Source organism: Massilia forsythiae (genome assembly GCF_012849555.1).
Lineage (GTDB): Bacteria > Pseudomonadota > Gammaproteobacteria > Burkholderiales > Burkholderiaceae_D > Telluria > Telluria forsythiae.
Genome location: NZ_CP051685.1, coordinates 1098380 through 1114522, shown reverse-complemented (window position 1 = coordinate 1114522; position 16143 = coordinate 1098380). Strand labels below are relative to the sequence as shown.

Annotated in this window: 11 protein-coding genes, 2 tRNA genes and 3 rRNA genes; 8 read left to right on the top strand and 8 right to left on the bottom strand. The window is 64.0% G+C overall.

The features are described from left to right. The first annotated feature begins 93 nt into the window (after positions 1-93). The 8 genes from HH212_RS04820 to HH212_RS04785 all read left to right on the top strand — a co-directional run bounded on the left by HH212_RS04820 (position 94) and on the right by HH212_RS04785 (position 8545). Positions 94-267 carry a hypothetical protein gene (locus tag HH212_RS04820; protein WP_169434321.1) on the top strand — a complete coding sequence of 58 codons (174 nt, stop codon included), beginning with the start codon at positions 94-96 and terminating at the stop codon, positions 265-267. Between the two features lie 173 nt (positions 268-440). After that, positions 441-1971 (top strand): 16S ribosomal RNA (locus HH212_RS04815). Between the two features lie 78 nt (positions 1972-2049). Next, a tRNA-Ile gene (locus HH212_RS04810) sits at positions 2050-2126 on the top strand. A gap of 24 nt (positions 2127-2150) precedes the next feature. Then, a tRNA-Ala gene (locus HH212_RS04805) sits at positions 2151-2226 on the top strand. 233 nt (positions 2227-2459) lie between these two features. Next, positions 2460-5351 (top strand): 23S ribosomal RNA (locus HH212_RS04800). Positions 5352-5484: 133 nt separating this feature from the next. Further along, positions 5485-5597: ribosomal RNA gene (gene rrf / locus HH212_RS04795) — 5S ribosomal RNA — on the top strand. The 16S, 23S and 5S rRNA genes sit together here with 2 tRNA genes alongside, the layout of an rRNA operon. 249 nt (positions 5598-5846) lie before the next feature. After that, entirely contained in the window at positions 5847-8246 is a 2400-nt protein-coding gene (locus HH212_RS04790) for a DUF8189 domain-containing protein (protein ID WP_211172455.1), read from the top strand. Continuing rightward, entirely contained in the window at positions 8243-8545 is a 303-nt protein-coding gene (locus HH212_RS04785; RefSeq protein ID WP_169434320.1) for a hypothetical protein, read from the top strand. The genes HH212_RS04790 and HH212_RS04785 overlap by 4 nt, the downstream gene beginning before the upstream one ends. A gap of 23 nt (positions 8546-8568) precedes the next feature. On the opposite strand, the gene HH212_RS04780 is transcribed toward HH212_RS04785, so the two are convergent. From HH212_RS04780 to HH212_RS04745, 8 genes are read right to left on the bottom strand one after another with little or no spacing between them, the layout of a single operon-like run. Then, positions 8569-10032, bottom strand: coding sequence for a cobyric acid synthase (locus HH212_RS04780; RefSeq protein WP_169434319.1), 1464 nt, complete (start codon positions 10030-10032; stop codon positions 8569-8571). 7 nt (positions 10033-10039) lie between these two features. Further along, positions 10040-10921: a cobalamin-binding protein gene (locus HH212_RS04775; protein ID WP_229217572.1), complete on the bottom strand. Its 882-nt coding sequence runs from the start codon at positions 10919-10921 to the stop codon at positions 10040-10042. Positions 10922-10926: 5 nt separating this feature from the next. Continuing rightward, positions 10927-11907, bottom strand: coding sequence for a threonine-phosphate decarboxylase CobD (cobD, locus tag HH212_RS04770; protein WP_169434317.1), 981 nt, complete (start codon positions 11905-11907; stop codon positions 10927-10929). Next, entirely contained in the window at positions 11900-12841 is a 942-nt protein-coding gene (locus HH212_RS04765; RefSeq protein WP_169434316.1) for a CobD/CbiB family cobalamin biosynthesis protein, read from the bottom strand. Before HH212_RS04765 ends, cobD begins: the two co-directional genes overlap by 8 nt. Continuing rightward, positions 12835-13407, bottom strand: a complete 573-nt coding sequence (gene cobU / locus HH212_RS04760; protein ID WP_169434315.1) for a bifunctional adenosylcobinamide kinase/adenosylcobinamide-phosphate guanylyltransferase — start codon at positions 13405-13407, stop codon at positions 12835-12837. Before cobU ends, HH212_RS04765 begins: the two co-directional genes overlap by 7 nt. Continuing rightward, entirely contained in the window at positions 13404-14720 is a 1317-nt protein-coding gene (locus HH212_RS04755; RefSeq protein ID WP_169434314.1) for a cobyrinic acid a,c-diamide synthase CobB, read from the bottom strand. The genes cobU and HH212_RS04755 overlap by 4 nt, the downstream gene beginning before the upstream one ends. 20 nt (positions 14721-14740) lie before the next feature. Next, a complete protein-coding gene (gene cobO, locus HH212_RS04750) occupies positions 14741-15367 on the bottom strand; it encodes a cob(I)yrinic acid a,c-diamide adenosyltransferase (protein ID WP_169434313.1) in 627 nt (208 codons plus the stop codon). After that, positions 15360-16139 carry an ABC transporter ATP-binding protein gene (locus tag HH212_RS04745; RefSeq protein WP_169434312.1) on the bottom strand — a complete coding sequence of 260 codons (780 nt, stop codon included), beginning with the start codon at positions 16137-16139 and terminating at the stop codon, positions 15360-15362. Before HH212_RS04745 ends, cobO begins: the two co-directional genes overlap by 8 nt. Positions 16140-16143 lie beyond the last annotated feature (4 nt).

Sequence of the window (16143 nt, the reverse complement as noted above, 5' to 3'; positions counted from 1 at the left end):
GGCCTTGCGCACCAGCTCATCCATTTGCTATAGTTCGCGTCCTGCTTCTGCAGTGCAGTAAAAAGCTGAACCGAATCAACAGGTTGAGCTGGCTTGTTTGACCAAGCCGCTGGCGCTGAAGAAAAAGAAGGGGTTGACGAGTTAAGTAGCATGCTGCATAATCTCTCTCCTCTGCTGCTGACGAACAAAACGATTCGCAGAATGCAGCAAGGCAGTACCGAATACGAGTTCTTTAACAATAAACAGTCGATAAGTGTGGGCGTTTGATGAAGGTGCCGGCAGATGCGAAAGCGCTGCTGATTACTTAAATTATCAAATGTTCACAAAAAAGAAATACGTTGCTCAGCAATGAGTGACGGTCAGTATTTTGAGTGAGCGAAATCGATCCAGTGGATCGATTTCGAAATCGGTAGCAATGCCGGTTTCGACAAACAGAGATTGAACTGAAGAGTTTGATCCTGGCTCAGATTGAACGCTGGCGGCATGCTTTACACATGCAAGTCGAACGGCAGCGCGGGGCAACCTGGCGGCGAGTGGCGAACGGGTGAGTAATATATCGGAACGTACCCAAGAGTGGGGGATAACGTAGCGAAAGTTACGCTAATACCGCATACGATCTAAGGATGAAAGTGGGGGATTCGCAAGGACCTCATGCTCCTGGAGCGGCCGATATCTGATTAGCTAGTTGGTGAGGTAAAGGCTCACCAAGGCGACGATCAGTAGCTGGTCTGAGAGGACGACCAGCCACACTGGGACTGAGACACGGCCCAGACTCCTACGGGAGGCAGCAGTGGGGAATTTTGGACAATGGGCGCAAGCCTGATCCAGCAATGCCGCGTGAGTGAAGAAGGCCTTCGGGTTGTAAAGCTCTTTTGTCAGGGAAGAAACGGTTGGGGCTAATATCCCCGGCTAATGACGGTACCTGAAGAATAAGCACCGGCTAACTACGTGCCAGCAGCCGCGGTAATACGTAGGGTGCGAGCGTTAATCGGAATTACTGGGCGTAAAGCGTGCGCAGGCGGTTTTGTAAGTCTGACGTGAAATCCCCGGGCTCAACCTGGGAATTGCGTTGGAGACTGCAAGGCTGGAGTCTGGCAGAGGGGGGTAGAATTCCACGTGTAGCAGTGAAATGCGTAGAGATGTGGAGGAACACCGATGGCGAAGGCAGCCCCCTGGGTCAAGACTGACGCTCATGCACGAAAGCGTGGGGAGCAAACAGGATTAGATACCCTGGTAGTCCACGCCCTAAACGATGTCTACTAGTTGTCGGGTTTTAATTAACTTGGTAACGCAGCTAACGCGTGAAGTAGACCGCCTGGGGAGTACGGTCGCAAGATTAAAACTCAAAGGAATTGACGGGGACCCGCACAAGCGGTGGATGATGTGGATTAATTCGATGCAACGCGAAAAACCTTACCTACCCTTGACATGTCAGGAAGCTCCGAGAGATTGGAGTGTGCCCGAAAGGGAGCCTGAACACAGGTGCTGCATGGCTGTCGTCAGCTCGTGTCGTGAGATGTTGGGTTAAGTCCCGCAACGAGCGCAACCCTTGTCATTAGTTGCTACGAAAGGGCACTCTAATGAGACTGCCGGTGACAAACCGGAGGAAGGTGGGGATGACGTCAAGTCCTCATGGCCCTTATGGGTAGGGCTTCACACGTCATACAATGGTACATACAGAGGGCCGCCAACCCGCGAGGGGGAGCTAATCCCAGAAAGTGTATCGTAGTCCGGATCGCAGTCTGCAACTCGACTGCGTGAAGTTGGAATCGCTAGTAATCGCGGATCAGCATGCCGCGGTGAATACGTTCCCGGGTCTTGTACACACCGCCCGTCACACCATGGGAGCGGGTTTTACCAGAAGTAGGTAGCTTAACCGCAAGGGGGGCGCTTACCACGGTAGGATTCGTGACTGGGGTGAAGTCGTAACAAGGTAGCCGTATCGGAAGGTGCGGCTGGATCACCTCCTTTCTAGAGTAGCACCGGGGCGAAAGCCCAGCATCAAGCGTCCACGCTTATCGGCTGTTGAACAGTAAAGAACAGTGTTTCGGGGCTGTAGCTCAGCTGGTTAGAGCACCGTGTTGATAACGCGGGGGTCGTTGGTTCGAGTCCAACCAGCCCTACCAAGTTGTCGCCGGGTAGCACGTACCGGGGGATTAGCTCAGCTGGGAGAGCACCTGCTTTGCAAGCAGGGGGTCGTCGGTTCGATCCCGTCATCCTCCACCAAAAGTTCAAACGTAAGCGATGCGAGAGCATGCGTTTAGGTTTGGTCTTTTCGAGATCACTGTTTTTTCGTTCTTTAACAATCTGGAAGAAGTAAAGTTTTCTTTAAGCGTGTAGTTGGTCGAAAGATCAAATGCACACTTAGGGTAGTAATCTGTATGTATCAACAAACAAAGTAAGCTGAACTCTTGTAATTATGACGTTCCCTGACACTCATGCAGGGGCCAACGTTATAGGGACAAGTGAATAAGTGCACATGGTGGATGCCTTGGCGATTACAGGCGATGAAGGACGTAGTAGCTTGCGATAAGCTGCGGGGAGCTAGCAAACGAGCTTTGATCCGCAGATTTCCGAATGGGGAAACCCGGCCTTATAGGTCATCGTACACTGAATACATAGGTGTACGAAGCGAACGCGGCGAACTGAAACATCTAAGTAGCTGCAGGAAAAGAAATCAACCGAGATTCCCAAAGTAGTGGCGAGCGAAATGGGATGAGCCTTGTACGCGATAGTCGATCGGATAGTGGAACGGATTGGAAACTCCGGCCATAGCGGGTGATAGCCCCGTACACGAAATCCGAACGGTGATACTAAGCGTACGACAAGTAGGGCGGGACACGAGAAATCCTGTCTGAAGATGGGGGGACCATCCTCCAAGGCTAAATACTCGTAATCGACCGATAGTGAACCAGTACCGTGAGGGAAAGGCGAAAAGAACCCCGGGAGGGGAGTGAAATAGATCCTGAAACCGTGTGCATACAAACAGTCGGAGCCCCTTCGTGGGGTGACGGCGTACCTTTTGTATAATGGGTCAGCGACTTACATTCAGTGGCGAGGTTAACCGGATAGGGGAGCCGTAGAGAAATCGAGTCCGAACAGGGCGACAGTCGCTGGGTGTAGACCCGAAACCAGGTGATCTACCCATGGCCAGGATGAAGGTGCGGTAACACGCCCTGGAGGTCCGAACCCACTAATGTTGAAAAATTAGGGGATGAGCTGTGGGTAGGGGTGAAAGGCTAAACAAACCTGGAAATAGCTGGTTCTCTCCGAAAACTATTTAGGTAGTGCCTCAAGTATCACCATCGGGGGTAGAGCACTGTTATGGCTAGGGGGTCATTGCGACTTACCAAACCATTGCAAACTCCGAATACCGATGAGTGCGAGCTTGGGAGACAGACGTCGGGTGCTAACGTCCGGCGTCAAGAGGGAAACAACCCAGACCGCCAGCTAAGGTCCCAAAGATTGGCTAAGTGGAAAACGAAGTGGGAAGGCTAAAACAGTCAGGATGTTGGCTTAGAAGCAGCCATCATTTAAAGAAAGCGTAATAGCTCACTGATCGAGTCGTCCTGCGCGGAAGATGTAACGGGGCTAAGCCAGTCACCGAAGCTGCGGATATCTTTCTGATGCTTGCATCAAGATCGATATGGTAGGAGAGCGTTCCGTAAGCCTGAGAAGGTGTCTCGTAAGGGATGCTGGAGGTATCGGAAGTGCGAATGCTGACATGAGTAGCGATAATGCGGGTGAAAAGCCCGCACGCCGTAAGCCCAAGGTTTCCTGTTCAACGTTCATCGGAGCAGGGTGAGTCGGCCCCTAAGGCGAGGCAGAGATGCGTAGCTGATGGGAAGCAGGTTAATATTCCTGCACCGTCGTATGATGCGATGGGGGGACGGATCGCGGAAGGTTGTCCAGCTGTTGGAATAGCTGGTTTCTGGTTCATAGAAGGCGCTTAGGCAAATCCGGGCGCAGGATTCAAGGGACTGGGACGTGTAGCCATGTGCTACGAAGCAATCGGAAGTGGTTCCAAGAAAAGCCTCTAAGCTTCAGTCATACGAGACCGTACCGCAAACCGACACAGGTGGGCGAGATGAGTATTCTAAGGCGCTTGAGAGAACTCGGGAGAAGGAACTCGGCAAATTGGTACCGTAACTTCGGGAAAAGGTACGCCCCGGTAACTTGACTGCTTTGCTGCAGAAGGGTGAAAGGGTTGCAATAAACTGGTGGCTGCGACTGTTTAATAAAAACACAGCACTCTGCAAACACGAAAGTGGACGTATAGGGTGTGACGCCTGCCCGGTGCTGGAAGATTAAATGATGGGGTGCAAGCTCTTGATTGAAGTCCCAGTAAACGGCGGCCGTAACTATAACGGTCCTAAGGTAGCGAAATTCCTTGTCGGGTAAGTTCCGACCTGCACGAATGGCGTAACGATGGCCACACTGTCTCCTCCCGAGACTCAGCGAAGTTGAAATGTTTGTGATGATGCAATCTACCCGCGGCTAGACGGAAAGACCCCATGAACCTTTACTGTAGCTTTGCATTGGACTTTGAACCAATCTGTGTAGGATAGGTGGGAGGCTTTGAAGCGGGGACGCCAGTTCTCGTGGAGCCATCCTTGAAATACCACCCTGGTTTGTTTGAGGTTCTAACCTTGGCCCGTGATCCGGGTCGGGGACAGTGCATGGTAGGCAGTTTGACTGGGGCGGTCTCCTCCTAAAGTGTAACGGAGGAGTTCGAAGGTACGCTAGGTACGGTCGGACATCGTGCTAATAGTGCAATGGCATAAGCGTGCTTAACTGCGAGACCGACAAGTCGAGCAGGTACGAAAGTAGGACATAGTGATCCGGTGGTTCTGTATGGAAGGGCCATCGCTCAACGGATAAAAGGTACTCTGGGGATAACAGGCTGATTCCTCCCAAGAGTTCATATCGACGGGGGAGTTTGGCACCTCGATGTCGGCTCATCACATCCTGGGGCTGTAGCCGGTCCCAAGGGTATGGCTGTTCGCCATTTAAAGTGGTACGTGAGCTGGGTTTAAAACGTCGTGAGACAGTTTGGTCCCTATCTGCCGTGGGCGTTGGAAATTTGAAGGGGGCTGCTCCTAGTACGAGAGGACCGGAGTGGACGAACCTCTGGTGTACCGGTTGTCACGCCAGTGGCATTGCCGGGTAGCTAAGTTCGGAAGAGATAACCGCTGAAAGCATCTAAGCGGGAAACTCGCCTTGAGATGAGATTTCCCGGAGCCTTGAGCTCCTTGAAGGGTCGTTCGAGACCAGGACGTTGATAGGCTGGGTGTGGAAGTGCAGTAATGCATTAAGCTAACCAGTACTAATTGCCCGTACGGCTTGTCCCTATAACCTTGGCAGTCAGCCAAAGATGAGGGTTCGGCTGTTTGTTGATACAAGTAAGACCACAGATTACAGAAAATACTTCTTCCAGATTCAGGGTGGCATCGCGCACAGCACGACGCACCCGTACAAGTCATGCCTGATGACCATAGCAAGTCGGTACCACCCCTTCCCATCCCGAACAGGACCGTGAAACGACTTTGCGCCGATGATAGTGCTGCAACCAGTGTGAAAGTAGGTTATCGTCAGGCTAGTTATAAGCGAAACCCCACCGAGTGATCTCGGTGGGGTTTTTCGTTTTGGTAAAACGAAATCCCGTTGTTCGGATTCACATTTGTGAATCCTCGTTCTGAGCGGGGCTTTTTGCTTTTCAGGCGTGCCAAAAAGTTTTTCCCTTCTTCCAGTTTTCTGTCTGTTTGCCGGACCTTTTGGCGAAAAAACAGGTCTCACCACTGCTACAAACGTTCATTGGCGATTCTCGTTTCTCAGCAGGGGGATGTATGCGAACCAAGAGCAGCAAAAGCGAGGCAAGGCCTGCAGATGGTGACGGCATCGCCAACCCGATGGAAAGCCAGGCAGCAGCCGGCAACGGGGCCTCGTCGAACAATCCCGAGCAAATGCCCAACGACATGGGCGCCGGATTCCCCGATCCGGATGACCGTGGCATGCCCGGCAGCGGCCGGCATGACGCACCCGATGACATGCCGTCTGCGAGCCTGTTCCAGGCAAGGGCAGCGCAGGATGACGGCATGCCGCGCGGCGACATGGGTAGCGGTGGCGGAGCCGGGCGCCGCGACGCCGGTGACGGAGGCGGCGACGGCGGCGGCAGCGGTGGCAGCGGCGCCGACGGCGGCACGCGTCCGGTCAGGCGTTGCGCGACCATGGACGTGCACCGCCGCCTGCTGTCGACCGATCCCGGCTACGCCCAGCGTCGCGCCGCCATCGAAAACCAGGCGGCGCTGTTCGCTTCCGTCGATGCGGAAGCGCAGCGCAGCGGCATCACCCGCATCCCGGTCGTGGTGCATGTGGTGTGGAACACGCCGGTCCAGAACATCTCGGATGCGCAGATCCGCAGCCAGATCGATGTCCTCAACCGCGATTTCCGCCGTGCCAACCCGGACGTCGCCAGCACGCCGGCGCCATTCCTGCCCCTCGCTGCCGACTCGCGCGTCGAATTCTACCTGGCCGACAGCGCGCCGAACGGCACGCCATCCTCGGGCATCGAGCGGCGCCAGGCCACGGTCGCCAGCTTTTCCGATAACGACGCGGTCAAGGCGGCCGCCAGCGGCGGCATGGATGCCTGGCCGGCCGCGCGCTACCTGAACATCTGGGTCTGCCAGCTGGGCGGCGGCCTGCTCGGCTATGCGCAGTTCCCCGGCGGTCCGGCGCAAACGGATGGCGTGGTGATCCTGTGTTCGGCGTTCGGCACGGTCGGCAGCGCGGCGGCGCCGTTCAACCTGGGCCGCACCGCGACGCACGAAATCGGCCACTGGCTCAACCTGAACCATATCTGGGGCGACGACGGCAGCGGATGCAGCGGCACCGACAACGTGGCCGACACCCCGAACCAGGGCGGCGCCAACACCGGCGTGCCCGGATTCCCGCATGTCAGCTGCAGCAATGGCCCGAACGGCGACATGTTCATGAACTACATGGACTATGTCGACGACCGCGCCATGGTGATGTTCACGGCCGGTCAGGCGACGCGCATGCAGGCCTGCCTGGATGGGCCGCGCAGCCAGATCGGCACCGGGGCCAGCTTGGTGCGTCCGAGTTCCTCTCCCGTCGTGGCGTGGGGCCCCGACCGCCTGGATGCCTTCGTGCTCGGCATGGACCGCGCCCTGTACCACAAATGGTGGAACAGGACGGCCTGGGGACCGTCGGTCACAGGCTACGAACGGCTCGGCGGCGTCTGCACCAGCCCGCCGCAAGCGGTGTCGTGGGGACCGAACCGGCTCGACGTGTTCGTCACGGGCACCGACAGCGCGCTGTATCACAAGTGGTGGGACGGGGCGCAGTGGGGGCCCTCCTTTACCGGTTTCGAAGCGATGGGCGGCGCCTGCATCGGCACCCCGCGCATCGTTTCCTTCGCCGAGCGGCGGTTGGACGTGTTCGTCCTCGGCACCAACCGCGCCCTGTTCCACAAATGGTACGACGGCACCTGGGGACCGTCGCCGACCGGCTACGAAAGCCTCGGCGGCACCTGCATCGGCCAGCCGGAAGTGGTGGCGTGGGGACCGAACCGGCTCGACATCTTCGTCATCGGGATGGATCGCGCGCTGTATCACAAGTCTTGGGACGGCAGCGCGTGGCGGCCCTCGGTCAACGGCTACGAGCGCCTCGGCGGCACCTGCACGTCGTCCCCGCGCGCGGTGGCCTGGGGGCCGAACCGGCTGGACATCTTCGTCGCCGGCACGGACGGCGCGCTCTACCATAAATGGTGGAACGGTGCGGCCTGGAGACCGTCGCAGGAAGGCTTCGAACGCCTGGGCGGCGTCTGCGTGGGCGAAGTGGAAGCCGTGGCCTGGGGACCGAACCGCCTCGACCTGTTCGTGACCGGGACCGACAGCGGCGTCTACCACAAGGCATGGGACGGCGCGGCCTGGCGGCCTTCCATCACCGGCTACGAAGCGCTGGGCGGCGTCTGCACCTCGCCTCCGTATGCGGCGGCATGGGCGGCGAACCGGCTCGACCTGTTCGTCACCGGCACCGACAGCGCGCTGTACCACAAGGCCTGGACCGGCAGCGCCTGGGCGCCATCGATCCAGGGCTACGAGAACCTGGGCGGCACCGTTTCCGACCTGCGCAAGGCGCAATCGCAAGCGGCCGAGCGCGAGCCTGCCGCCGCCATGCCGCTGGCGCCGCCGCAACGCGACGCATCTTCGATGGCGAACGCATGATGGAGAACGGTCTGCCGGCCGGCAGCTGGACCCATTCCTTCGAAGAGGATGCGGATGGCATCGAAGTGTTCCGGCCCAGCGCGTCGTTTTCGTTTCCGCCGAGCCGGCGTCCGCGCCGGACGCTGGCATTCGGCGCGGACGGACAGGTCGGTCTCGGCACGCCGGGGCCGGACGACCGCCTGCGTCATGCGCAGGTGGCGTTGCAGGCCCTGGGCGCGAACCGCTTCCGGCTGGGCGATGCGCGTGTGGTCGACGTGGTCGAGGCGGGGCCGGACGTGCTGAAGCTCAAGGAGATTTGAGTCGTGGGCGGGCCGGCGATGGTTCAGCGGTTGCCGAGCGCCAGCAACCGCGCCATCAACGGTTCGGCCGCATCCGCGATCCGCTCCAGGCTCGCCTCGCGCAGCGCCGCGCTGTCCACCGCGTGCTCGCTGTGCAGCCCGGCCCAGCGCAGCAGGGCGGCGCAGGCGGCGGCATCGTCGAACAGGCCGTGCAGGTAGGTGCCGAGGACCTGCCCGTCTTCCGAACAGGCGCCTTCGGGGCGGCCGTCGATCTCGAAGGCGGGCCGGCGCAGCGCCTCGCCGCTGGACACGCCCATGTGGATCTCGTAGCCGGCCACCGCGGCGCCGGCGGCGTCGGGCGCGAACACGCAATGGCCGCGCACCTGCACCAAGCGTTTTTCGCGCGTCAGCGTGGTCGCCAGCGGCAGCAGGCCGAGCGCGTCGGTGCGGCCGGCAGCGCCTTCCACGCCGTCCGGGTCGATCACCTCGTCGCCCAGCATCTGGAAGCCGCCGCAGATGCCGATCACCTTGCCGCCGTAGCGCAGGTGGCGTCGGATCTGGTGCGGCCAGCCGTGCTGCTGCAGCCAGGCCAGGTCGCCGCGCGTATTCTTGCTGCCGGGGAGGACGATCAGGTCGGCACCGGGGATCGGCTCGCCCTGGCGCACGAAGCGCAGGTCGACGTCGGGATGGAAGCGCAGCGGATCGAAGTCGGTGTGGTTGCTCATGCGCGGGGTGCTCGGCACCACCACGCGGAACTTGCCGTCGCGCCGCGGCCCGGTCTGCACCGCATCCTCGGCGTCGAGGTACAGGCCGTGCAGGTAGGGCAGCACCGCCAGCACCGGCTTGCCGGTCTGCGCTTCCAGCCAGTCCAGGCCCGGCTCCAGCAGCTTGATGTCGCCCCGGAAGCGGTTGATGACGAAGCCGATCACACGCGCGCGTTCGCTGTCCGACAGGCAGGCCAGCGTGCCGAGCAGGTGCGCGAACACGCCGCCGCGGTCGATGTCCGCCACCAGCAGCACCGGGCAGTCGACCGCTTCCGCGAAGCCCATGTTGGCGATGTCGCGCGCGCGCAGGTTGATCTCGGCCGGACTGCCGGCGCCCTCGACGATCACCGCGCCGTACTGCGCGCGCAGGCGCGCGTGCGATTCCAGCACCGCCGCCATCGCCACCGTTTTATATTGGTGGTAGTCGCGCGCGCTCATGTCGGCGCGCACGCGGCCGTGGATGATGACCTGGGCGCCGGTGTCGCTGGACGGTTTGAGCAGCACCGGATTGAGGTCGGTATGCGGCTCGATGCCGGCGGCGATCGCCTGCAGCGCCTGGGCGCGGCCGATTTCTCCGCCATCGCGCGTCACCGCGCTGTTCAGGGCCATGTTCTGCGGCTTGAACGGCGCCACGGCAACGCCGGCGCGGCGCAGCAGGCGGCACAAGGCGGCCACCACGGTGCTCTTGCCGGCATCCGAGGTGGTGCCCTGCACCATCAGGGTGGAATAGGGAAAAGCGCTCATGGGCGTTTTACTTGCCACGATGCGCGCGCGCCAGTTCCAGCTTTTCGCACAGCACGGCGGCGCCGGCGATCATGCGCGGGCCGGCGCGGTTCAGCAGGTTGCCGTCGATGGTGAACAGGTTGTCGTTGCGTACCGCGGTGATCATGCCGTACTGCTTCCACATGTTCACGCCGCCGTAGTTCTTTTCGGCGGTGGCGAAGATGGCTTCCGGATTTTCCTGCAAGACGCCCTCGACGCTGACCACCGGTGCCGTCACCGCCAGCCTGGCGAAGACGTTCTCGCCGCCGCACAGGCGCAGCGCGTCGGTGACGATATGCGTGCCGTTGAGCGTGTACAGCGGCTTGTCCCAGACCTGGTAGAAACTGCGCACCGGCGGGCGGTTGGCATAGCGGCTGCGCAGGCTCGCCAGCTGGCTGCGCAGGGCGGCGGCGGCGGGGCGCGCGGCATCCTCGGTGCCCATCAGCCGGCCCAGCTTGTCCACGCTGTCCGCGATGTCTTCCAGCTTGTGCGGCTCGCTGTGGAAGACCGGCACGCCGAGCTTGCGCACCATCTCGATCTGGCGCTCGGAGCTGCCGTGGCGCCACACCACGAACAGGTCCGGTTTCAAGGCGATGATGCGTTCCAGGTCGAGTTCGCGGTTCGAGCCGACCTGCGCCACCTTCTTCGCTTCTTCCGGAAAGTCGCTGTAGGCCACCACGCCGACCACGCGGGCGCCGCCGCCGGCCGCGAACAGCAGCTCGGTCACGTGCGGCGCCAGCGAGATCACGCGCTGCGCCGGCTTTTGCAGCGTGACGGTGTTGCCGTCGTCGTCCTTGACGCTGACGGCGGCGTGGCCGGCGCTCGCGTGCAGCGCCAGCGCCAGCGCGGTCATTGACATCGATGTCTTCATGTTCGTCATTGCTCTCTCCAGTCGCGAAGTGCTCGTTCGATACGCTGCCAATCGGCTTCGTGCGCGGGCAGGCCCAGGCGGATGCCGCGCGCGGCCTGGCGGAACAGGCGCACCCAGATCGCCCGGCGCGCCATGTGCTCGTGAAAGGCTTCCGGGCGCGCCTCCGGCCACCAGTGGAACAGCGGCGTGCCGCCGGCCTCGATGCCGCTGCTGGCCAGCAGCGTGCGCATGCGCGCGCCGTCGCGCAGCAGGCGTTCCTGCGTGGCCGCCTGCCAGGCCCGGTCGCGCAAGGCGTCCAGGGCCACGGCCTGGGCCGGCCCGCTCACCGCCCACGGCCCGAGCAGGTCGGCCAGCTGCGCCAGCAGGCGCGGCGCGGCGGCGACGAAGCCGAGCCGCAGCCCGGCCAGGCCGAAGAATTTGCCGACCGAGCGCAGCACGACCAGTCCTTCGGCATCGGCGTGGCCGGCGACACTCAGGGCGGGCGCGGTGTCGCCGAAGGCTTCGTCGACCACCAGCCAGCCGCCGCGCGCCGCCAGTTCGGCGCGCCAGGCCAGCAGCTGCGCCGCCTCGATGGTGTCCCCGGTCGGGTTGTTGGGGTTGCAGACCACGACCACGTCGCTGTCGCGCACCGCCGCGTCCAGCTGCGCATACGGCACCTGGCGCAGGGTATGGCCGTGGCCTCCCCAGTGGTGGGCGTGTTCGGCGTACGAGGGCGCGGCCACCGTGATCCGGGACGGTGCGCGCAGGCGCGGCAGGGCTTGAATGGCGGCCTGGGTGCCGGCCACCGGCAGCAGGTGCGGCGCGCCATAATACGCGCAGGCGGCGCGCAGCAGTTCCGGGTCCGGCTCCGGCAAGCGCTGCCAGGCGTCCGGCGCCAATGGGGGCGCTGGATAGCCGAGCGGGTTGATGCCGGTGGAGAGGTCGATCCAGTCGCTGCCGCCGTAGTGGCGCATGGCGTCGCGCAGGTTGCCGCCGTGTTCAAGCATGCATGGCTCCCAGGATGACTGCGCCCACGAGCGCGAGGACGCACCACAGCAACGTGGCGCGCCATACCAGGCGCCAGGCACGCAGGATGTCGGCGCCGGCGGCGGCCGGGCCGGCGCCCAGCGGCGGACGTTGCTCCACTTCGCCGCCGTAGGTCGCGGCGCCGCCCAGCGATACGCCGAGCGCGCCGGCGCCGCTGGCCATCACCGGGCCGGCGTTCGGGCTGCTCCAGCGCGGCGCCTGGGCGCGCCAGCAGCGCCAGGCGCGCAGGCGGTTGCCGCCGGAGGCCAGCAGCACGTACGACAATGCGGTCAGGCGCGCCGGCACGTAATTCAAGGCGTCGTCGATGCGCGCCGCAACGCGCCCGAACAGATTGAAACGTTCGCTGCGGTAGCCCCACATCGCATCCAGCGTGTTCGCCAGGCGGAACAGCACGGCGCCCCAGCCGCCCGCCAGCAGGAACCAGAACAGGGTGCCGAACACGGCGTCGTTGCCGTTTTCCAGCAGCGATTCGGCGCCGGCCTTGGCCAGGTCGGATTCGCCAGCCCGGTCGGTATCGCGGCTGACGATGCGCGCGGTCAGCCAGCGCGCGCGCGCCAGGTCGCCGTCCAGCAGCGCCGCGTGGATCGGCAGCGTGTGGTCGCGCAGGCTGCGCAGGCCGATGCAGAAGTACAGCAGCAGTGCGTGCACGGCCAAGCCGCCGAGCGCGCAGGCGCCGCAGGCCAGCAACGTCGGCGGCAGCACCGCCAGCGTCCAGGCCAGCAGGCCGCGCCCGATGCGCATACCGCCCACGTTCAGGCGCCGTTCCAGCAGGCTCGCCACACGGCCGAAACCGACCAGCGGATGCCAGCGCCGCGCTTCGCCCAGCAGCAGGTCCAGCGCCACGCCGGCCAGCATCAGCAGCGCCAGCGTCAAGGGCGGCAGGCCGCTCAGCATGGCGCGCCCTTCAGGGCCAGCGGCAGCCCGGCGGCGACCAACAGCACGCGCTCGCAGCGCGCCGCCACGTCCTGGTTCAGGCGTCCGGCTTCGTCGGCAAAGGCGCGCGATACCGCGCCCCAGGGCACGATGCCCATGCCGACCTCGTTGGAGACGAAGATGACGTCGCCGGTGGACGGCGCCTCCAGCCAGTCCAGCAGCGCGGCGCGCTCGTCATGGAAGGACTGCGGCAGCGTGATCGTGCCGACGTCCGGATAGTCCTGGCCGGGGGCGAACATCAGGTTGCTCAGCCACAGCGTCAGGCAATCGACCAGTACGATGCGTTCGGGCGCGCACAAGGCGCACAGGGTGGCGGCCAGCGCCGTGGGTTCTTCCACGGTGCGCCAGTGCGGCGGACGGCGCGCACGGTGGTGGGCGATGCGCGCCGCCATTTCGCTGTCGTCCGCATGCGCGCTTGCGGGCGCGGTGGCGAGGTAGACCACTTCCTTGCCGGAGTCGCCTGCCAGGCGTTCGGCCAGCGCGCTCTTGCCCGAACGGGCGCCGCCGAAGACCAGGGTGCGCGTCATGGCGCGTCCCCGCACAGCAGGCCGGCGGCGGCGGCCGGGTTCGATGCGAAAAAGGCGTGGAAGTAGGAGGCGGTGAGCGAGCCGGTTCGGTACACCGCCTCGCCGGTCGCGCCGGACGGATGCTTGACCGTGTGTGCCTGCGCTTCGATGGCCGTATCCAGGCGCGAATAATGAAAGGTGTGGCCGCGCAGCTGGCCGGCGCCGGTCTGCAGCCCTTGTGCGCCCAGCCCGGCCAGGCGCTGCTGCATCGCCACCTGCCCCGGCAGCAGGCCGGCCATCGGCCACGTCTGCCCATCCTTGTCGGTGATCGATTCGGCTACCGCCATCATGCCGCCGCATTCGGCCAGGATCGGGCGGCCGGCGGCGTGCGCGGCGCGGATCGATTCGCACCACTGCCGCGCCCGGGACAGCAGAGGGCAGTGCAGTTCCGGATAACCGCCCGGCAGCCAGACGATATCCGCCGCATCGGGCACCGGCTGGTCGGCCAGCGGAGAAAAGAACAGCAGCGCCGCGCCCAATTCGCGCAGCACGTCCAGGTTGGCCGGATACAGGAAGCAGAAGGCGGCGTCGCGCGCAATCGCCACGGTCTTCCCGGCCAGCAGCGGTGGGGTGACCGCGAGCGGTTCCAGCGCTGCCGGCGCCGGGGCCGGCAACTGCGGCGTCAGCGCGTTCCAGGCCCCTTCGTCGAGCTGCAACTGGTCGGCCAGTTCGTCCAGGATGGCATCGATGCCGTCGACCTCGTCCGGCACCACCAGGCCCAGGTGGCGCTCCGGTAGCCGGCGCTGCTGCTTGACCAGGGTGCCCAAGAGCGGGATGTCGCGCAGCGAGGCCGCCACCATCGCCGCGTGTCCGGCGCTGGCGACGCGGTTGGCGACCACGCCGGCCATGCGCACCGGCCCGTAGTCGCGCAGGCCCAGCACCAGCGCGCCGGCGGTCTGCGCCATGGCCGACGCATCGATCACGGCCAGCACCGGAATGTCGAACTCGCGCGACAAATCGGCCGCCGACGGCTTGCCGTCGTACAGGCCCATCACGCCTTCGACCAGCACCACGTCGGCCTCGCGTGCCGCCTGCTCCAGCCGTTGCCGGCATTGTTCCAGGCCGACCATCCACAGGTCGAGCGTGTGCACCGGCGCGCCGCTGGCGCGTTCCAGCAGCATCGGGTCGATGAAGTCGGGGCCGCACTTGAACACGCGCACGCGCTGGCCCGTGCGCCGCAAACGGCGCGCCAGCGCGGCGGTGACGGTGGTCTTGCCCTGGCCGGAGGCCACTGCCGCCACCAGCACCATGCGCGCGCCTTGCTTGTCCCTCATCGTCTCCATGCTCACCTCCATCACCATTCGGTCCCTGCCTGCGCCGCGATGCCGGCGGCGAACGCGTGCTTGACGACTTTCATCTCGGTGACGGTGTCGGCCACCGCCACCAGTTCGGGCGGCGCCGCACGCCCGGTCACGACCACGTGCTGCATGATCGGGCGGTCGAGCAGGTCGGCGATGACCGCGTGCACGTCCAGGTAATGGTATTTCAGGGCGATGTTCAATTCGTCCAGCACCACCAGGCCGATGGCCGGGTCCTGCAGGAAGCGGCGCGCCTGTTCCCAGGCCAGCGCCGCCTTGGCGGCGTCGCGCTCGCGGTTCTGGGTCTCCCAGGTATAGCCTTCGCCCATCACGTGGAAGCTGACCTCGTCCGGGAAGCGGCGCAGGAAGGCTTCCTCCCCGGTCTTGATCGCGCCCTTGATGAACTGGACCACGCCGACCTTCATGCCGTGGCCGAGCGCGCGCGCGGCCATGCCGAAGGCGCTCGAACTCTTGCCCTTGCCGTTGCCGGTGTTGACGATGAGGATGCCAACCTGCTTGTCGGCGGCGGCGATGCGGGCGTCGATCATCGCCTTCTTGCGCGCCATGCGCTCGCGGTGGCGCTCGTTGAGGGCAGCGGTCTGTTCGGGAGTCAAGTCATGCATGGGGCGGTTCCAGTGGAATGAAGATGCGGCGGCCGCCGTGTTCGATCATCTCGATCGGATGGCCGAGGTAGTCGCCCAGCAGCGCCGGCCGCATGGCGTCGTCGACGGCGCCGGCATGCCAGGCGCCGTCGCCTTTTAAAAGCAAAGCATGGGTCGAGATGCCGTACGCCAGGGTCAGGTCGTGGCCGATCATGACCACGGTCTTGCCCTGCTGCCGGCACAGGCGCGCCAGCAGGCCGGTGATCCGCACCTGGTGCGCCAGGTCGAGTGCGTTGGCGGGTTCATCGAGCAGCAGCAGCGGCGTGTCCTGGGCCAGCAGGGCGGCGATGGCGACGCGCTGGCGCTCGCCGCCGGACAGGGTGCGCACGTCGCGCGCCGCCAGGTGTCCGGCGTCCAGCGCGGCCAGCGCCTGTAGCGCCGCCTGGTGGTCGTCGCCGCCTTCCCAGTAGCGCTCGGCGTGGTACGGGTGGCGTGCCGACAGCACGGTCTCGATGACGCTGTAGGCGAAGGCGTCGTGGCGCGCTTGCGCCAGGTAGGCGCGGCGGCGCGCCAGCGCTTCCAGCGGCCAGTCGCGCAAGGGGCGGCCGTCGATCTCGACGCTGCCGCCCTCCGGCGCGCGCAGGCCGGCCAGCGTGCGCATCAGCGTGCTCTTGCCGGCGCCGTTGCGGCCGATGATGCTCCAGCATTCGCCGGCACCGACGCGCCAGTCCAGGCCGCACACCAGGGTGCGTTCGCCGGCGCCGAGCGTCAACTGGCGCGTGCTGAGGGTCATGGCG